A 15,434-nucleotide genomic window follows, 5' to 3' on the forward strand; every position below is an offset into this window, starting at 1 on the left:
AAGACCCCTTGAAGACGACGAGGTAGATAGGCTGGGGGTGGAAGTGCAGCAATGCATGGAGCTGACCAGTACTAATCGGTCGAGGGCTTATCCAATATGCAGGTTATAAATCGCGAATTTCGTTTCGGATCTAGTTTTCAGAGAATAATCTCTGAAATGAAAATCGGTACATCACGGAATGTGTGTATGATTTTCAGTTCTACAATGATTTCAAGAAGCTATGCTTCGACAAATCGCGTTTGGTGGCGATGGCGGAGGGGTTCCACACGTACCCATCCCGAACACGACCGTTAAGCCCTCTAGCGCCGATGGTACTTGGACCGCAGGGTCCTGGGAGAGTAGGACGCCGCCAAGCGAACTCTTTCATCCTACATAGAAAACAGGCTCTGCATGTTAGCCTCGTACGATGAATTGCATTTGCACTGCAGATGCTTAGTATTCCCTGATAGCTCAGTTGGTAGAGCACTCGACTGTTAATCGAGTTGTCACAGGTTCGAGCCCTGTTCGGGGAGCCATTAAGGCCCGTTGGTCAAGGGGTTAAGACACCTCCCTTTCACGGAGGTAACAGGGGTTCGAATCCCCTACGGGTCATTGCTATATTTATTAGCTTGAAAGAGGGATGAGAATCCCAAAGGTTCGTCGGAGGATAAACTTCGTTAGCAGTTGCTTCGCAGTCTCGAACGAAGTGAGAGTATCCCCTACGGGTCATATATATGGAGGCTTAGCTCAGCTGGGAGAGCATCTGCCTTACAAGCAGAGGGTCGGGGGTTCGATCCCCTCAGCCTCCACCATATCATTTTTGAATAACGACGCGGGGTGGAGCAGCCCGGTAGCTCGTCGGGCTCATAACCCGAAGGCCGCAGGTTCAAATCCTGCCCCCGCAATTATACTTTCCTTTGAGAAAGTGATCTGGAACCGTGGTGTAGTTGGCCTAACATGCCTGCCTGTCACGCAGGAGATCGCGGGTTCGAATCCCGTCGGTTCCGCCATCTTGATTTTGCTTCAGGGATGAGAATCCGTTTTTGGGTTCGTCGGAGCAATCACTTCGAGAGCATAAGCTTCGCAGTCTCGAACGAAGTGAGAGTATCCCGTCGGTTCCGCCATTTTTATATTTATTAATACCGTATGCGGAAGTGGCTCAGCGGTAGAGCATCGCCTTGCCAAGGCGAGGGTCGCGGGTTCGATTCCCGTCTTCCGCTCCAATATTTGCGCCCTTAGCTCAGCTGGATAGAGCGTTTGACTACGAATCAAAAGGCCGGGAGTTCGAATCTCTCAGGGCGCGCCATTACAACTTCATACGCCGGCGTGGCGGAATGGCAGACGCGCTCGACTCAAAATCGAGTGGGAAACCGTGGAGGTTCGAGTCCTCTCGCCGGTATATATAACGGGATGTAGCTCAGCTTGGTAGAGCACCTGGTTTGGGACCAGGGGGTCGCATGTTCAAATCGTGTCATCCCGATCTCAAAAAATACGGATTATCTATTTATAGATAGTCCGTATTTTTATTTATGTCTAAAAGTTGATTGTGTTTTAAGCAATCATAACCTCTTAATTCATGACAACGTTTAATAAGGAATAAATGTAGCTTTCATCTTATTTGCGCTCAAGCGCAAAGTATTGCTGGTGCCTTAGGTTAATTTTGCATAAACCCCAGTTCTTTCGGTCACAATAGGTTTAAAAAGTGATAGAAGGGGTTCATGTGAACACGTTTAACTTCAAAAAACAATTTAAGAGACGCTGGCGTCGGTGGAAGCGAACAGTGTGGATGACTGCAGCGTTGGTTGCCGTAGCTATACTGGCTTACAGTGGTTTGCCGATTTCTTCTGCGGTCGAGCGTTTATTAACGACAAATTTCAGTGAGGCTGTATCTGTAATGGGACCTGCAGCGAGTGAACAAAGGTCTGAGCAAAAAATTCAGACTTTGATGGAACAACTCGGGTCTGATCCGGATCGTTTAACGAGCGTTGTATTAGAGACGCAATATATTTGTGGGGTAGAGACGGAACAATTGGGAAAGATGGCGATTCCCCAATTGAAGATGCTGCTTGTTCAACATCCGGATTGGGATGCTCAGGTTGAATCGGCAGAAGTGTTACGCATTAAGCAGCATGTGGATGATCTTTCTCCATTATGTAAAGAGCAGGCGTATATTAGCATAGATGCTGTGGGTAATCTCAATCTTTATGAAGGACGGCCCACAGAAGAGAAAGTCATCCGTACTTTTTTTCAAATGGACGTAGGCACGTTGGAGACATCATTGCCTGAAGGTGTGTTGGAGCAATTACAGCAGGGTATCCGTATCCAGGACAAGGATGAGTATGACAGTGTAATCTCTACGTTCAGCGATTATGCGGTGGATGAGGCCAATAAAGAAATCCGTAATGGCGGATAAAAAGAACAGGCTGATCCGCACTGAATGTATTTTTTAACATGGCGTAGAAGAGAAGTGCCTGGTCGAAGGACATTCAAAGATTATAGAACATACCAAGTGAACCGAGGGGCATCGAAAGATGTCCTTTTTGTCGTTCCATGACCGATACATCTGAATATAGGAAGGTATTCACGAATTGAAGCGAGTATATGGAAGGACAAAGTTTTTCCTGCCGTAGGGTCTATCTTTTGTTATAATGAAATGAACGATACATATGTTCGCTTTTGTAAGGGAGAGATGGATTTGCGTTTTTTGGGAATTGACCCGGGGATTGCAATTGTCGGTTTTGGTTTTGTGGATAAAATCGGCAGTAAGGTAACACCTGTACAATATGGCTGTATTCAGACAGAAGCTCATACCCCTGAAGAGGAACGACTGCTTCATGTATATGAGGGCATGGTACAGCTGATTGATAAATATAAACCGGACGCGGTAGCACTGGAGAAACTTTTTTTCAATCGTAACGTCACAACAGCGATGTCTGTAAGTCAGGCTAGAGGTGTTATGGTACTGGCTGCTGCCCAGAAGGGACTGCCTATTGCCGAATATACGCCGATGCAGATTAAGCAGGCGATTGTTGGATACGGAAAAGCAGAGAAGCGGCAAGTGCAGGAGATGGTGAAAATGTTTTTGCGTTTACAGGTGATTCCGAAGCCGGATGACGTAGCAGATGCTTTGGCTGTAGCCGTGTGTCATGCACACTCTTATACATTAAATTCCAAGTTGAATGAGGTACTGCGAAAATGATTGATTTCCTAAGAGGACAGTTCGTACATCTGGAGAATGAATATATTGTGCTTGATGTGCATGGGGTTGGTTATCGTGTGTTCTGTCCTAATCCTTTTGCATTTGCGAAGCAAGAAGGCGAAATTATGGTGTATACCCATCACCATGTACGTGAGGATGCGATGTTGCTGTTTGGCTTTGCTACTCGGGATGAACAGAAGTTATTTCGCAAGCTGATCGAGGTATCAGGTATTGGACCCAAAGTTGCTCTGGGTATACTCGCTGGCGGTACGCCGGACCATGTCGTGACTGCCATTTATCAAGAGAATTTGACGTTCCTGACCAAACTGCCGGGGATTGGTAAGAAAACAGCGCAGCGTATGATACTGGATCTTAAGGACAAATTGGATGGTTTCGGTGCTGCTACGTATGCAACAGGTTTGTTTGCCCCTCCTTCGGAAGAAGCAGGAAGCGGCTCGGCCTGGGATGAGGCTCGTGAAGGTCTTAAGGCGCTGGGTTATACTGACAGTGAACTGGATAAAGTATGGCTCAAACTGAAGAAAGATGTCACTTCGGCCGATTCTGTTGATGTGTTGATGAAACGGGCACTGCAAATGCTGTTTACGGGATAATTAATTTTGCCTCTATAATAGAGCAGTAAGCCGCATAAAAAAGGTAGGGATGAACATGGATGACCGGATTATTTCCGCGAACCTGATGATGGAGGATCAAGCTGTGGAGCTTAGCCTTCGTCCCCGGTATTTGAATGAATATATCGGGCAGAACCAGGTCAAGGAGAATTTGAAAATATACATTGAAGCCGCCAAGATGCGCAATGAGGCGCTCGATCATGTGTTGTTATATGGCCCGCCTGGACTGGGTAAAACAACACTTGCCAATATCATTGCCAATGAATTGGGTGTTAACTTGCGCACAACATCGGGACCGGCGATTGAACGCCCAGGTGATCTGGCTGCATTGCTTACAAACCTGCAAGAAGGGGATGTCCTGTTTATTGATGAGATTCATCGCCTTCATCGGACGGTAGAAGAAGTGATGTATCCCGCCATGGAAGACTTCGCACTGGATATCATGATCGGAAAAGGCCCAAGTGCCCGCTCCGTACGTCTTGATCTGCCATCCTTTACGCTGATTGGTGCTACAACCCGTGCAGGCTTGCTGTCTGCGCCTCTCAGAGACCGATTTGGTGTTATCAGTCGGCTTGAGTTCTACACGGTGGATGAGCTGGCCTACATCGTCTCACGGGCCTCAGAGATTCTAGGGGTTGAGATTGTTGGTAATGCCGCAGAAGAGATCGCATTGCGCTCCCGTGGGACACCGAGGATTGCCAATCGATTGCTAAAAAGGGTGCGTGACTTTGCCCAGGTACGGGGTGATGGTATTATCACACAGGCTCTGGCGGAAGAAGCACTGCAACGTCTTCAGATTGATCCGCGTGGTCTGGACGAGATCGATCACAAGATGCTCAAATCAATGATTAACAGTTTCCGGGGAGGCCCTGTGGGTCTGGATACGATTGCCGCTACGATTGGTGAGGAGAGTCAGACCATAGAGGATGTCTACGAGCCGTATCTATTGCAGATTGGCATGCTTCAACGCACACCGAGGGGCAGAATTGTAACGGACCTGGCCTATCATCATCTGGGTTTGCCAGTTCCACCGAGAGACGCCAAATAATTGTGATGATATATCAATGAGATTCATTTTAATATACAACTTGGGACAAACATGGAGAGGAGACTGATCGTGAAAGCAATACAAACAAAGAAGTGGAGTCGGCGTTTGAAGGTGTTGGCCGCAGCTCTGTTGACGGTAGGATGCCTGCAAGTGCCGGTTTATGCCGCTGAAGGTGATGGGCAGATGATCCGGGTAGCCATGTTTGCAAATCTGGGAAGTACGTATAAATCGACTACACCACTGATTACGCTTGAGTCGAATGGAAAATGGAATATCGGTTCGGAAAGCGGGGCAAGTATAACTCTGCCAGCAGGACAAATCCGTTTCAGTGCAGATGGATTCCGTGTCAAAGTGTTGGAAACAGGGGATTTCAAAACGGCAGCAGCAGCCGCAAAATTGTTGCAGGCCACTAGTGATAAACCGTTGTTGTTTACAACGTCTCTGAATGGTAAAGCGACCTATCAGCTCTACACAGGAAACTATGCAACAGAAGCGTTGGCCGGACAAGCGGTAGCACGTGTACAAAAAGTGGCTGCAGCCCAATTGGGTGGACAAAAACCAGCGGTGACGGGCAGCAAGCGTCTGTCTGCAGGAGTCTACAGTTCTCTCCAAGAGGCAGAAGCTGCACAAGCATCCCTTTCATCAGCAGGAGTTAGTTCCTATACAGTGCTTCAACTGGATGGAGGGAGTCAAGGGTATGCCGTATGGGTGGGAGAAGCCGCATCAGATGCTGATCTGTCTGCATTCAAAAAGAATGTGGAAGCCAGTGTTCCAGGAGTAAGCCTATCTCCGGTGAACAGTAACAGTGCTGCGCTTATCATCCGCCAGGATGCCGGGTTAAGCACAGATACTCTTAAAACAGCCCCGCATTACACCATTGCTGGCAGTGAAGCCAAAGCTTTTGTGCAAGGAGACGGCAGTGGAATCAAAGTGGTGGAACGTTCCGGGCGGACGTATCGCGGTGACATGGAAATTAGCATTGTAAGCGGCGATTTGGCTTTGGTTAATGTAGTTCCACTGGAGCAATATTTATATTCTGTTGTTGGTGCAGAAGTGTATTCCTCCTGGCCAGCAGAAGCGCTGAAAGTACAGGCTGTCGCTGCACGCTCTTATGCGCTTCAACAGGGAGATCGTTTTAAAATTGCCAACGTTGTGGATACCACGCTCAGTCAGGCATACAACGGAATGGGTTCAGAGAATGATAAAGTCTCCAGTGCGGTTGACGCTACCTCTGGAGAAGTCATCAAGAGCGGCGGTAAAATTGTGGAAGCTGTATTCTCTTCCAATGCGGGGGGACAGACTGCACATCCATCCGAAGTATGGAACGGAGGAGGGGATGTATTCAGTAATGTGGATAGCCATGGAGATACATCGGCTCAAGCTGGATTGCAAACCTGGTATCATGTGCTGTTGAGTACAGGAGTCAGCGGCTATATCCGCGAGGATAATGTAAAAGAATTAACGACCAAAACGGATGCGGGTTTAGCCAAAGTGACGGTTACTGCCCAAAACACCAATGTACGTCCCGTTCCGCTAATTCAATCCAATGTTGATCCGGTAGCGAAAATGAATCCAGGCAACGAGGCTGTTGTTCTGGCCAAAGTGCCGCAATCCAATGATTATGCTTGGGTAAGAGGACCGTTTACGTCAGCCCAGTTGGTCAAATCTTTGCAGGGTAAAACGACTTCTACTGTTCCATCCTCGATCTCAACGCTCGAAGTGACCAAACGTGGGCCATCAGGAAGAGCGGTTGAAGTTACAGCCAACGGCCAGCCCATGACGGTAAAATATGCAGATACATACCGCTCTGCTTTAGGTGGATTACCGAGTACTTTATTTGATATTGCAGGGACCGGAAGTTATACTGTATTAGGCGCTGACGGCAAGACAGCAAGCAAAACCGGCTCACAGGGTGCTGCTGTACTATCTGTCTCAGGCACAGGAACTTCATCCAGTAATGCTCTTGTGGTTATGAGTGGTGATGGTCAAGCCCGAGCTGTAACTCAGGGCCAGAGCTTCATGATCATCGGTCAGGGTAATGGGCATGGATTGGGCTTGTCCCAATGGGGTGCCAAAGGCATGGCAGATGAAGGGTATGATTACCAGGCAATATTGAAACACTATTATCAAAATGCGACTATTGTTAAGGAATGAATTGAATATGAATGTGAACTTATATGATTTTGAATTGCCGGAGCAATTGATTGCACAGACGCCACTGCTTGATCGCACGGCGTCCCGGTTGCTTACCTTAAACAAGGAGAGCGGTGAGGTTAACCATCACACGTTCCCTGATATTATCGACTTCCTTCAGCCTGGAGATACACTGGTGTTGAATGATACACGTGTTCTTCCAGCCCGTTTGTTCGGAACCAAAGAGGACACGGGGGCAAAGGCTGAAGTACTCCTGCTCAAAAACGTGGAGGGCGATCGTTGGGAAGCTTTGGTTAAACCGGGCAAGAAGCTGAAAGCTGGTTCGGTCATCGTTTTTAGTGACGAGCTCAGGGCGGTCATTGATGAAGAAGGCGAAATGGGTGCTCGTTTGCTTACTTTCTCCTATGATGGAATCTTTCAAGAGATTCTGGATCGTCTGGGTGAAATGCCGCTGCCTCCTTATATCAGAGAGACGCTGGATGACCGTGAAAGGTATCAAACGGTATATGCGAAACATGAAGGATCAGCCGCTGCACCGACAGCAGGATTACATTTTACAGAAGAACTGCTAAACCGGATTCGGGATAAAGGGGTTAATGTTGCTTTCATCACGCTTCACGTTGGACTCGGAACATTTCGGCCCATGTCGGTTGACAATGTAGAAGAGCATGTCATGCATGAGGAATATTACTCTTTGTCTCAAGAGACGGCGGATTTGATTAATGAAACGAAAAAACGTGGCAACCGTATATTTGCTGTAGGAACGACAAGTTGTCGTACACTTGAAACGGTAGGCAGCAAGTTTGAAGACGGGCAGTTGCAAGAAAGCAGCGGCTGGACCAAAATCTTTATCTATCCGGGATATACGTTCAAAGTGATCGACGGGATGCTTACGAATTTCCATCTCCCCAAATCCACGTTGGTCATGCTGGTCAGTGCGCTTGCGGGTAGAGAACAAATCATGCATGCATATGAGGAAGCAATTAAAGAACAATACCGTTTCTTCAGCTTTGGCGATGCCATGTTGATTTATTAAGATATGAATGTATTACGATTAATTTTTAGAGGATGATTAAAACCAATGGCAGCAATTACGTATGAACATATCAAAACCTGTAAACAATCCGGAGCTCGTTTGGGACGTGTACATACACCTCACGGTATTATTGAGACACCAACCTTCATGCCTGTAGGAACACAGGCGACGGTGAAGACGATGAGTCCCGAAGAGCTGAAAGAGATGGATGCACAGATCATTTTGAGCAACACGTACCATCTGTTTCTGAGACCCGGACATGAAATTATTCGTCAGGCAGGCGGCCTGCACAAATTTATGAACTGGGATCGCCCGATTTTGACTGACAGTGGCGGGTTCCAAGTGTTTTCTCTGAGTGAGATGCGCAAAATCACGGAGGAAGGCGTTAACTTCCGCTCCCATCTAAACGGAGATAAAAAATTCCTTTCGCCTGAAGTGGCAATGGAAATCCAGAATGCACTGGGCTCCGATATTATGATGGCATTTGATGAATGTCCGCCGTATCCGGCTGAGTATGAATATGTAAAAAAATCACTTGAAAGAACGAGCCGCTGGGCAGAACGTTGTCTGGAAAGTCATGCTCGTCCGAATGATCAAGGGCTGTTTGCCATCGTACAGGGAGGCATGCATGAAGATCTTCGTCGCCAGAGCGCGGCAGATTTGACTTCCATGGATTTCCCGGGTTATGCTATTGGTGGACTGAGTGTTGGAGAACCGAAACATTTGATGTATGGTGTATTGGATTACACAATTCCTTTGTTGCCGTCCAATAAACCACGCTATTTAATGGGGGTAGGTTCACCCGATGCATTGATTGAGGGATCGATTCGCGGAGTCGACATGTTCGATTGTGTTCTACCTACCCGAATTGCCCGTAACGGAACAACGATGACCAGCCAAGGACGTCTGGTAGTTCGTAATGCCAAGTTTGCAACTGATTTTGGGCCACTAGACCCTGAATGTGATTGCTATACTTGTCGTAACTATTCAAGAGCCTATTTGCGTCATTTAATCAAAGCGGATGAAACGTTTGGCTTACGTTTGACGACCATCCACAATCTTCATTTCTTGCAGAATTTGATGCGCAATGTGCGTAAAGCCATAATGGAAGATCGTTTGCTTGATTTCCGGGATGAATTTTTCGATCAATATGGTCTTCATGACAATGACAAAGGTTTCTGATCAGGTTTTTGCGGAACCGAAAGTAACAAGCATTATCTGTACGTATAGTCGATAAGGGGGAGTTTGAATGTTCCAAGCATTACCAGCTACAACCGCTAATGCTGGCGGTGGAATTGTATCTTTGATTGTACCTTTGGTACTCATGGTTGCAATTTTTTACTTCTTGATGATTCGTCCACAGAACAAAAAACAAAAGCAACGTAATTCGATGTTAGGTCAATTGAAAAAAGGCGATAAAATTGTTACAATTGGCGGTCTTCACGGAACAATTGCTGAAATCACGGATGATGTGGTTGTATTGCGTGTTAACGATGTAACTAAACTGACATTCGATCGTAATGCGATTAGCAGTGCAGTTGCTCGTGAAACGGCTGAATAAATCATAGATGTTCAAAAAGCCTGTAAGGCTATGAGTACGTTTGCAGCGTATTCTTCATTATCAGAGAACTGGATCTCATGGAGACCCGGTTCTCTTTTTCTTTTTCCAAAATAACCGTTACACCCCGATCTTCTATGATCTTCGTGTGTTGACTCCAAATATACCGCCTAGTGCAGAAATCAGAAATGCACTTGCAAGCTGCAGACTGTCTTTCCAATTGAACGAAGCGTCGAGTGCCAGAAACCCAATCAGCAATACAATTAATCCGTAGACGATTCCGGTAATACCTCCGTGGTACCAGCCTCGCTCACCTGACCTCTTGCCAGATACGAAACCACCAACCAGCAAGGACAAGCCATGAACAACGTACGTATACAGGGAAAGATCCTGTTCCCGCATTCCAGTCATCCAGAGAAAGAAGGACAGAACCAGTGCGCCCAACATCATCCACACAAAAGCATGACAGAGGCCCGAAAGAATCGGGTTTGACATTCGAAATGAAACCATTCGGCGAATCAACTGCATGAAGCGACCCCCTTGTACAAGTTTGAAATTAATACAGTGTATGGTCAAGCCTTCGGACTTATGAACTGAATTTTCCATTAAATGAACGGATTATATTTGCATGAGCATGTAAGCTTCAGGTCAAAATAGGGATTACGCTTCAGGTACCTGTATAAAATTCAGATCCGAAGGAGGAACCCTGCTGTGAATTTCTCAGATGTCGGAGCACATATCTTTCGAACCATGCTCATGTACTTCATTGTCTACGCTTCTATTCGCATAATGGGTAAACGTGAGATCGGGAAGCTGTCCATGTTTGATCTGGTCGTATCCATCATGCTTGCAGAAATTGCGGCATTTGTCATTGAAGATATCAATAAGCCGTTATTCCATGGTATTGTACCGATGCTAACAGTCCTGGTCGTGCAGATTGCCATAGCTTTTCTCAGTCTCAAGAGCCGGAAGTTGCGGCTGATGATTGATGGCAAGCCAACGGTGTTAATCTCCAAAGGTAAATTGCATCGAGATGAGATGCGCAAGCAGCGTTACAATCTGGACGATTTGCTGCAGCAACTTCGTGAACAGAATATAGACAGCATTGGTGAAGTAGACTTCGCCATATTGGAGACCACAGGCAAGCTGACTGTTTTTCCGAAAGGCCAAATTTCTTCAGGCGGCAACAGCGGCTCATCAGGCTCTGGTTCCACCGGATCTAATTCCAAACCAAAAGGGCGGAAGAACAAAATAGATGGATTTGAAAATATCAAATATGAAGGGCTGCCATTGCCATTGATCATGGATGGCAAAGTTCAGGATCAGAACCTTGAACTGATTCAGAAAACGAGATTTTGGCTTAAAAATCAGATTCAGCACAAAGGGATTATGGACTTCAAAGACGTGTTTATCTGTTCTATCGATCATAACGGGAAAGTTTATGTAAGTTCCAAAGATGATAAGGATAATTGATGTCTAAGAACGGCGTTTAAACCAGGAACCGATAATAGGCGCACGGGAAAGATCGTGAAAATCAATCATTTTGGTCCAGCCCATAACCATGAAATAAACGATCAGACCAACAAGGGACGCGAGAAGCATTCTGAGCCAAAATGGAAGTAAGGATACGGTCTGTTCATAAATGACCAAAGTAGCGGCGCCCATGATGAGCATACCAGTGCCTGTTTTGACCCAATCCATCATCTTGAAACGGAACTGTAACAGGCTGCGCACACTTCTTGCATGTAAAAGAGTCACGACCGTTGAATTGACACAAATGGCAATCACCGCTCCAAAAATGCCGTATTCCGGCCGGGAGGCGAGCACCAAAATCAACGTAATTTTAATGACAGCACCAATAAATGTATTGAGCAGTGCTTTTCCTGGACGATCAAGTGCCTGAAGAGCAGCTTGAAGAGGAGCTTGAATGTAGATAAACAAAGCAAAAGGAGCCATAAGCTTAAGCATGCTTCCAATCGATGCATCATTATACAGAACAAGACACATCGGTTCGGCAAGCACATACATAAAAACAGAAAATGGAGCCCCTGTGACAAGTGCTAGCCGCAGCGCCTGATGCATCCGTTTATGAATGAGCGCACGGTCACCTTGAGCAGAGGCCTCAGACAATGAAGGGACAAGTGACGTGGCTAACGAGGACGTTAATGCTCCCGGTAGTAGAAGTAGTGGTATAATCATGCCTTGTAATGCACCATACTGGGCCGTGGCGAGCCCTTTGGAGATACCTGCAATAGCCAGACTCTGTGCGGTTACAATCGTCTCAGCGAGATAGGAGAGGGAACCAACTAACCGCCCGGCAGTTACAGGTACGGAAATCGCGAGTAAACGACGAAGAAGTCCAGGTTCTGAGCCGGTTGAGTTTTTTGAAATAGCAGGTATGGGTTCGATTGGAGATTCGAGTATGGGCAGATGTTGATCCATATATTTCTTCTGTCTGGCATAGTTCCACAATAATACGAGCATACCGATGAATTCACCAACAAGTGCTCCCAGCATGGCTCCTGCAGCAGCTTGAGCAATTCCTCGGGGCAAGAGCAGCCAGGAAAACCAGATCACACAGATAATGCGAATGACCGTTTCTACGATTGATGAGACAGCCGTAGGCATCATGTTTTGCTTTCCCTGGAAATAACCTCTGTAGACTGCAGATACGGCGATGATGGCAATCATAGGGCTCATGCTGACAAACGTGTGATAGACCCTCTCATCGGTCAGAACATAACGGGTGACCCATGGGGCGAAGATAATACACAAAAACATAAACACAACGCCAAGAGTCAGTGTGAAGCTCAGGCTGATTTGCAAAATCCGTTGGGGTGAATAACGGTTGGCACCTGTATCCGCTTCGGCTACGAGTTTGGCTACAGCCAATGGAATACCGCCAGTAATTAATGTGACGAGTACGATGAAAAAAGGATAGCTCAGTTGGTAGATGCCAACACCTTCTGCACCGATAACCCGTGGTAGCACAATGCGCGGGATGAACCCGAGAATCCGATTAATAATGCCTGCGGCGAGCAGGATCATGGCTCCCTGGATAAATGTTTGTTTCTTCAAGACTACCCCTCTTTCCCGGTTGGAGTACAGGTATTCATAAACGGGACAAAGCCGTCGTTCTTCATCCTATGCCAGTCCAATATCTTCTCATGACAACTTGGACACGATTAACAAAAAGATCCATCACCAGCAAGAAGGAATATGATCGGGTAAAGTCGAATGATGTAATATTGATGCCGCATAAAGGCTTGGATGTATGAAGGGAGGCTCCCCGTTGGAAGAAATGAATGATGTGGAGTTGGAACAGTCTATAGAGATGCTCTGCCGTAGCAAAGCAGAGGAGCTAAGGCTTGTCGGTTACGAATATGTCACCAGCAAAGATGTCTGGAATTGCATCAGTCATAAATATGAAAAGCAGGGCATTCCACCGCTTCACCAACTGGTGAACGACATATTGTCACTGAAAGCAACAAGCTTTATGAACTTTATGACCGTGTCTGCATACCGGGGGTCCTCTTTCTAGCGAAAGGGATCTTTTTTGTTGGAAATTGACTGCTTTTTACGGCATCGCTATAATGGGAATATTGAGAACGAAAGGGGATCTAGGAACGGCATGAAAAGAATCGTCAGTTTCATTTTGGTCGTGCTTGTGACCGCAGGAGTAATGTTGGGCACAAGTCCAGGGCTGCTCAAAAATATACGCTTGGGCCTTGATTTAAAAGGAGGCTACGAGATCTTATATGAAGCAGAGCCACTGGAACAAGGACAACAAGTCACCAAAGCATCTTTGGTGCAAACAGCAAAAAGTCTGGAGAGCCGTGCCAATGCGCTCGGAACAAGCGAGCCGGAAGTAACTACGGAGGGAACCAACCGGATTCGATTGAAGCTGGCCGGGGTTACCGACGAGGCCGAGGTTAGAGCCAAAATGAAAGAACCTGCTGTTCTGACCTTCCGGAGTAAAGCTCCGAATGACAAGGAAGGAGAATACTCCAAGATCGAGCTTCGCGGAAATGATTTTGTCGAGAATGGGGCCAAGGTTGTTTTTACAAGTTTGAATGAGCCGATGATCGACATTAAAGTGAAGGATAAAGCCAAATTTTCTGAAATTACTAAACGTTTGGTTGGACAACTTCTTGCCATCTATTTGGATGATCAGTTGCTTTCAGCACCAGAAGTTAAACAGCAGCTGAGTGACGGCTCTGCGCAAATCACGGGTAACTACTCACGTGAGGAAGCCAATCAGCTTCGCGATACCATTAATTTGGGTGCGTTGCCGCTGAAACTGACAGAGAAGTACTCTCAAAGCGTGGGTGCAACGCTTGGTAAACTATCTCTGGACCAGACGATTAAAGCGGGATTAATTGGTTCCGTCATTATCCTGGTGTTCATGATTGGTTTGTACCGTATTCCTGGGATTATTGCGAGCTTTGCCCTGATTACACATACGTGGCTTGTACTTGCAATCTTCTATATGGGAGAATTCGTACTTACCCTTCCGGGGATCGCGGCCTTTATCCTGGGTATAGGGATGGCCGTGGATGCTAACATCATCACGTACGAGCGGATCAAGGAAGAAATGCGCAGTGGTAAGTCGATATTGTCTTCGGTAAGAGCGGGTGGTAAAAGTTCGTTCCGTACAATTATTGACTCTAACATTACAACCATCATTGCTGCAGCAGTTATGTTCTTCATGGGTACAGGTGCGGTTAAAGGTTTCGCACTGGTACTGATTTTTGATATCGTGACCAGCATTATCACGAATATTTTCTTCTCCCGCTTCCTGTTGACCCTGCTTGTGCGGGCTAACGTATTGAAGAAGCCTAAGTACTTCGGAGTGAAGGAGAGTGAAATTCGTGCGCTTTAATTGGAATTTTGATTATATTAAAGGCAGTAAAATTGCCTATGCCTTTTCCATCATTTTGACGATTGCAGGGATCATCAGTATTTTGGCTCTGGGATTGAATTATGCGGTTGATTTCCGTTCAGGTTCAAATGTGGATATTACAGTGTCTAAAGCAATCACCGCAGAACAAATTAAGCCCATCGTCAGTGACCTAGGTGTTGACACCAAGGATGTTCATATTACACCTGGTGCTGATCGGGTTAACGTTCGTTTCTCGAACGTACTGGATGAAAATCAGGAAAGCAAGTTTAAGCAAGAGTTCACCAAGCTGGATTCAACCGCTTCTTATGAAGTCAACACGGTTGACCCGGAGATGGCTAAGGAACTTGAACGCAATGCCATATACGCGGTTCTCATCGCAAGTATCGGGATTATGATCTATGTAGCCATCCGATTTGAATGGCGGTTTGGTTTGGCTGCTGTCATTGCGCTCTTCCATGATGCATTTGTAGTGATTAGTGTGTTCTCGATCTTCCGATTGGAAGTGAATCTGACCTTCATCACGGCTGTACTGACCATTGTCGGATTCTCGATCAATGATACAATCGTTATCTTCGACCGGATTCGTGAGAATATGCGTTTTGCTAAAAAGACTTCGAAAGCCGATTTGCGTGAAGTAGTCAACCGCAGTTTGGCGCAAACGATGACACGTTCCCTGAATACAACATTCACCGTGTTTGTCGCTTCGCTCTGCTTGTTTATTTTTGGTGGAGAATCCATTCGCATGTTCTCACTGGCTATGGTCATCGGAACATTGTTCGGTGCATATTCTTCGATCTACATCGCCGCTCCATTGTGGCTGGTACTCAAAGGTAAACAAACAGAGAAACCTAAAGCAGCTGTCAAAGCATCTAACTAAACATTGTATTGTCAAGCCGCGTCTGCTAGGCGCGGTTTTGCAACTTTAGGT

Annotated in this window: 14 protein-coding genes, 9 tRNA genes and 2 rRNA genes; 23 read left to right on the forward strand and 2 right to left on the reverse strand. The window is 46.4% G+C overall.

From position 1 onward, the window contains the following. The 19 genes from BMW94_RS07020 to yajC form a co-directional block, all read left to right on the forward strand. A 23S ribosomal RNA gene (locus BMW94_RS07020) occupies positions 1–95 on the forward strand; the annotation flags it as partial. Positions 96–238: 143 nt separating this feature from the next. Beyond that, a 5S ribosomal RNA gene (gene rrf / locus BMW94_RS07025) occupies positions 239–355 on the forward strand. An 84-nt stretch (positions 356–439) separates the two neighbouring features. Next, positions 440–515: transfer RNA gene (locus BMW94_RS07030), tRNA-Asn, on the forward strand. Between the two features lie 4 nt (positions 516–519). Next, positions 520–591: transfer RNA gene (locus BMW94_RS07035), tRNA-Glu, on the forward strand. Between the two features lie 124 nt (positions 592–715). Continuing rightward, positions 716–791 (forward strand) — tRNA-Val (locus BMW94_RS07040). Between the two features lie 19 nt (positions 792–810). Then, positions 811–884, forward strand: a tRNA-Met gene (locus tag BMW94_RS07045). A 27-nt stretch (positions 885–911) separates the two neighbouring features. Beyond that, a tRNA-Asp gene (locus tag BMW94_RS07050) sits at positions 912–989 on the forward strand. Positions 990–1,127: 138 nt separating this feature from the next. Continuing rightward, positions 1,128–1,202: transfer RNA gene (locus BMW94_RS07055), tRNA-Gly, on the forward strand. Positions 1,203–1,208: 6 nt separating this feature from the next. Further along, positions 1,209–1,285: transfer RNA gene (locus tag BMW94_RS07060), tRNA-Arg, on the forward strand. 14 nt (positions 1,286–1,299) lie between these two features. Beyond that, a tRNA-Leu gene (locus BMW94_RS07065) sits at positions 1,300–1,378 on the forward strand. Between the two features lie 7 nt (positions 1,379–1,385). Next, positions 1,386–1,459 (forward strand) — tRNA-Pro (locus BMW94_RS07070). A gap of 240 nt (positions 1,460–1,699) precedes the next feature. Next, a complete protein-coding gene (locus BMW94_RS07075) occupies positions 1,700–2,392 on the forward strand; it encodes a BofC C-terminal domain-containing protein (protein ID WP_175480609.1) in 693 nt (230 codons plus the stop codon). 282 nt (positions 2,393–2,674) lie between these two features. Then, positions 2,675–3,178, forward strand: a complete 504-nt coding sequence (gene ruvC / locus BMW94_RS07080) for a crossover junction endodeoxyribonuclease RuvC (protein WP_053779097.1) — start codon at positions 2,675–2,677, stop codon at positions 3,176–3,178. Further along, positions 3,175–3,789, forward strand: coding sequence for a Holliday junction branch migration protein RuvA (gene ruvA, locus BMW94_RS07085; protein WP_090996321.1), 615 nt, complete (start codon positions 3,175–3,177; stop codon positions 3,787–3,789). Before ruvC ends, ruvA begins: the two co-directional genes overlap by 4 nt. A gap of 55 nt (positions 3,790–3,844) precedes the next feature. Beyond that, positions 3,845–4,855: a Holliday junction branch migration DNA helicase RuvB gene (gene ruvB, locus BMW94_RS07090; RefSeq protein ID WP_053779099.1), complete on the forward strand. Its 1,011-nt coding sequence runs from the start codon at positions 3,845–3,847 to the stop codon at positions 4,853–4,855. Between the two features lie 66 nt (positions 4,856–4,921). Continuing rightward, entirely contained in the window at positions 4,922–7,009 is a 2,088-nt protein-coding gene (locus tag BMW94_RS07095) for a SpoIID/LytB domain-containing protein (protein WP_254790179.1), read from the forward strand. 7 nt (positions 7,010–7,016) lie between these two features. Continuing rightward, on the forward strand, positions 7,017–8,045 hold the full coding sequence (queA, locus tag BMW94_RS07100) for a tRNA preQ1(34) S-adenosylmethionine ribosyltransferase-isomerase QueA (RefSeq protein WP_090996328.1): 1,029 nt from the start codon (positions 7,017–7,019) through the stop codon (positions 8,043–8,045). A gap of 45 nt (positions 8,046–8,090) precedes the next feature. Then, positions 8,091–9,227, forward strand: a complete 1,137-nt coding sequence (gene tgt, locus BMW94_RS07105) for a tRNA guanosine(34) transglycosylase Tgt (protein ID WP_064635839.1) — start codon at positions 8,091–8,093, stop codon at positions 9,225–9,227. 67 nt (positions 9,228–9,294) lie between these two features. Next, the gene (gene yajC / locus BMW94_RS07110; protein WP_063567705.1) at positions 9,295–9,606 is read left to right on the forward strand and encodes a preprotein translocase subunit YajC; all 312 of its coding nucleotides are present in this window, start codon (positions 9,295–9,297) and stop codon (positions 9,604–9,606) included. Positions 9,607–9,738: 132 nt separating this feature from the next. On the opposite strand, the gene BMW94_RS07115 is transcribed toward yajC, so the two are convergent. Next, entirely contained in the window at positions 9,739–10,131 is a 393-nt protein-coding gene (locus BMW94_RS07115; RefSeq protein WP_090996331.1) for a TIGR04086 family membrane protein, read from the reverse strand. A 222-nt stretch (positions 10,132–10,353) separates the two neighbouring features. Between BMW94_RS07115 and BMW94_RS07120 the strand changes: the two genes are divergently transcribed. Beyond that, positions 10,354–11,076 (forward strand): YetF domain-containing protein, encoded by a 723-nt coding sequence (locus BMW94_RS07120; protein WP_090997040.1) that lies wholly within the window; start codon positions 10,354–10,356, stop codon positions 11,074–11,076. 3 nt (positions 11,077–11,079) lie between these two features. Here BMW94_RS07120 and spoVB read toward each other — a convergent pair whose 3' ends face one another. Further along, positions 11,080–12,681: a stage V sporulation protein B gene (gene spoVB, locus BMW94_RS07125; protein ID WP_090996334.1), complete on the reverse strand. Its 1,602-nt coding sequence runs from the start codon at positions 12,679–12,681 to the stop codon at positions 11,080–11,082. 223 nt (positions 12,682–12,904) lie between these two features. Between spoVB and BMW94_RS07130 the strand changes: the two genes are divergently transcribed. From BMW94_RS07130 to secF, 3 genes are all read left to right on the forward strand, one after another. After that, complete coding sequence (locus tag BMW94_RS07130) at positions 12,905–13,144, forward strand: post-transcriptional regulator (protein WP_175383441.1); 240 nt, start codon at positions 12,905–12,907, stop codon at positions 13,142–13,144. A 90-nt stretch (positions 13,145–13,234) separates the two neighbouring features. Further along, complete coding sequence (gene secD / locus BMW94_RS07135) at positions 13,235–14,485, forward strand: protein translocase subunit SecD (protein ID WP_090996337.1); 1,251 nt, start codon at positions 13,235–13,237, stop codon at positions 14,483–14,485. Next, positions 14,475–15,383: a protein translocase subunit SecF gene (gene secF / locus BMW94_RS07140; RefSeq protein ID WP_090996340.1), complete on the forward strand. Its 909-nt coding sequence runs from the start codon at positions 14,475–14,477 to the stop codon at positions 15,381–15,383. The genes secD and secF overlap by 11 nt, the downstream gene beginning before the upstream one ends. Positions 15,384–15,434: the final 51 nt, after the last annotated feature.

This window comes from Paenibacillus sp. OK003 (assembly GCF_900109515.1).
Classification (GTDB): domain Bacteria; phylum Bacillota; class Bacilli; order Paenibacillales; family Paenibacillaceae; genus Paenibacillus; species Paenibacillus marchantiae.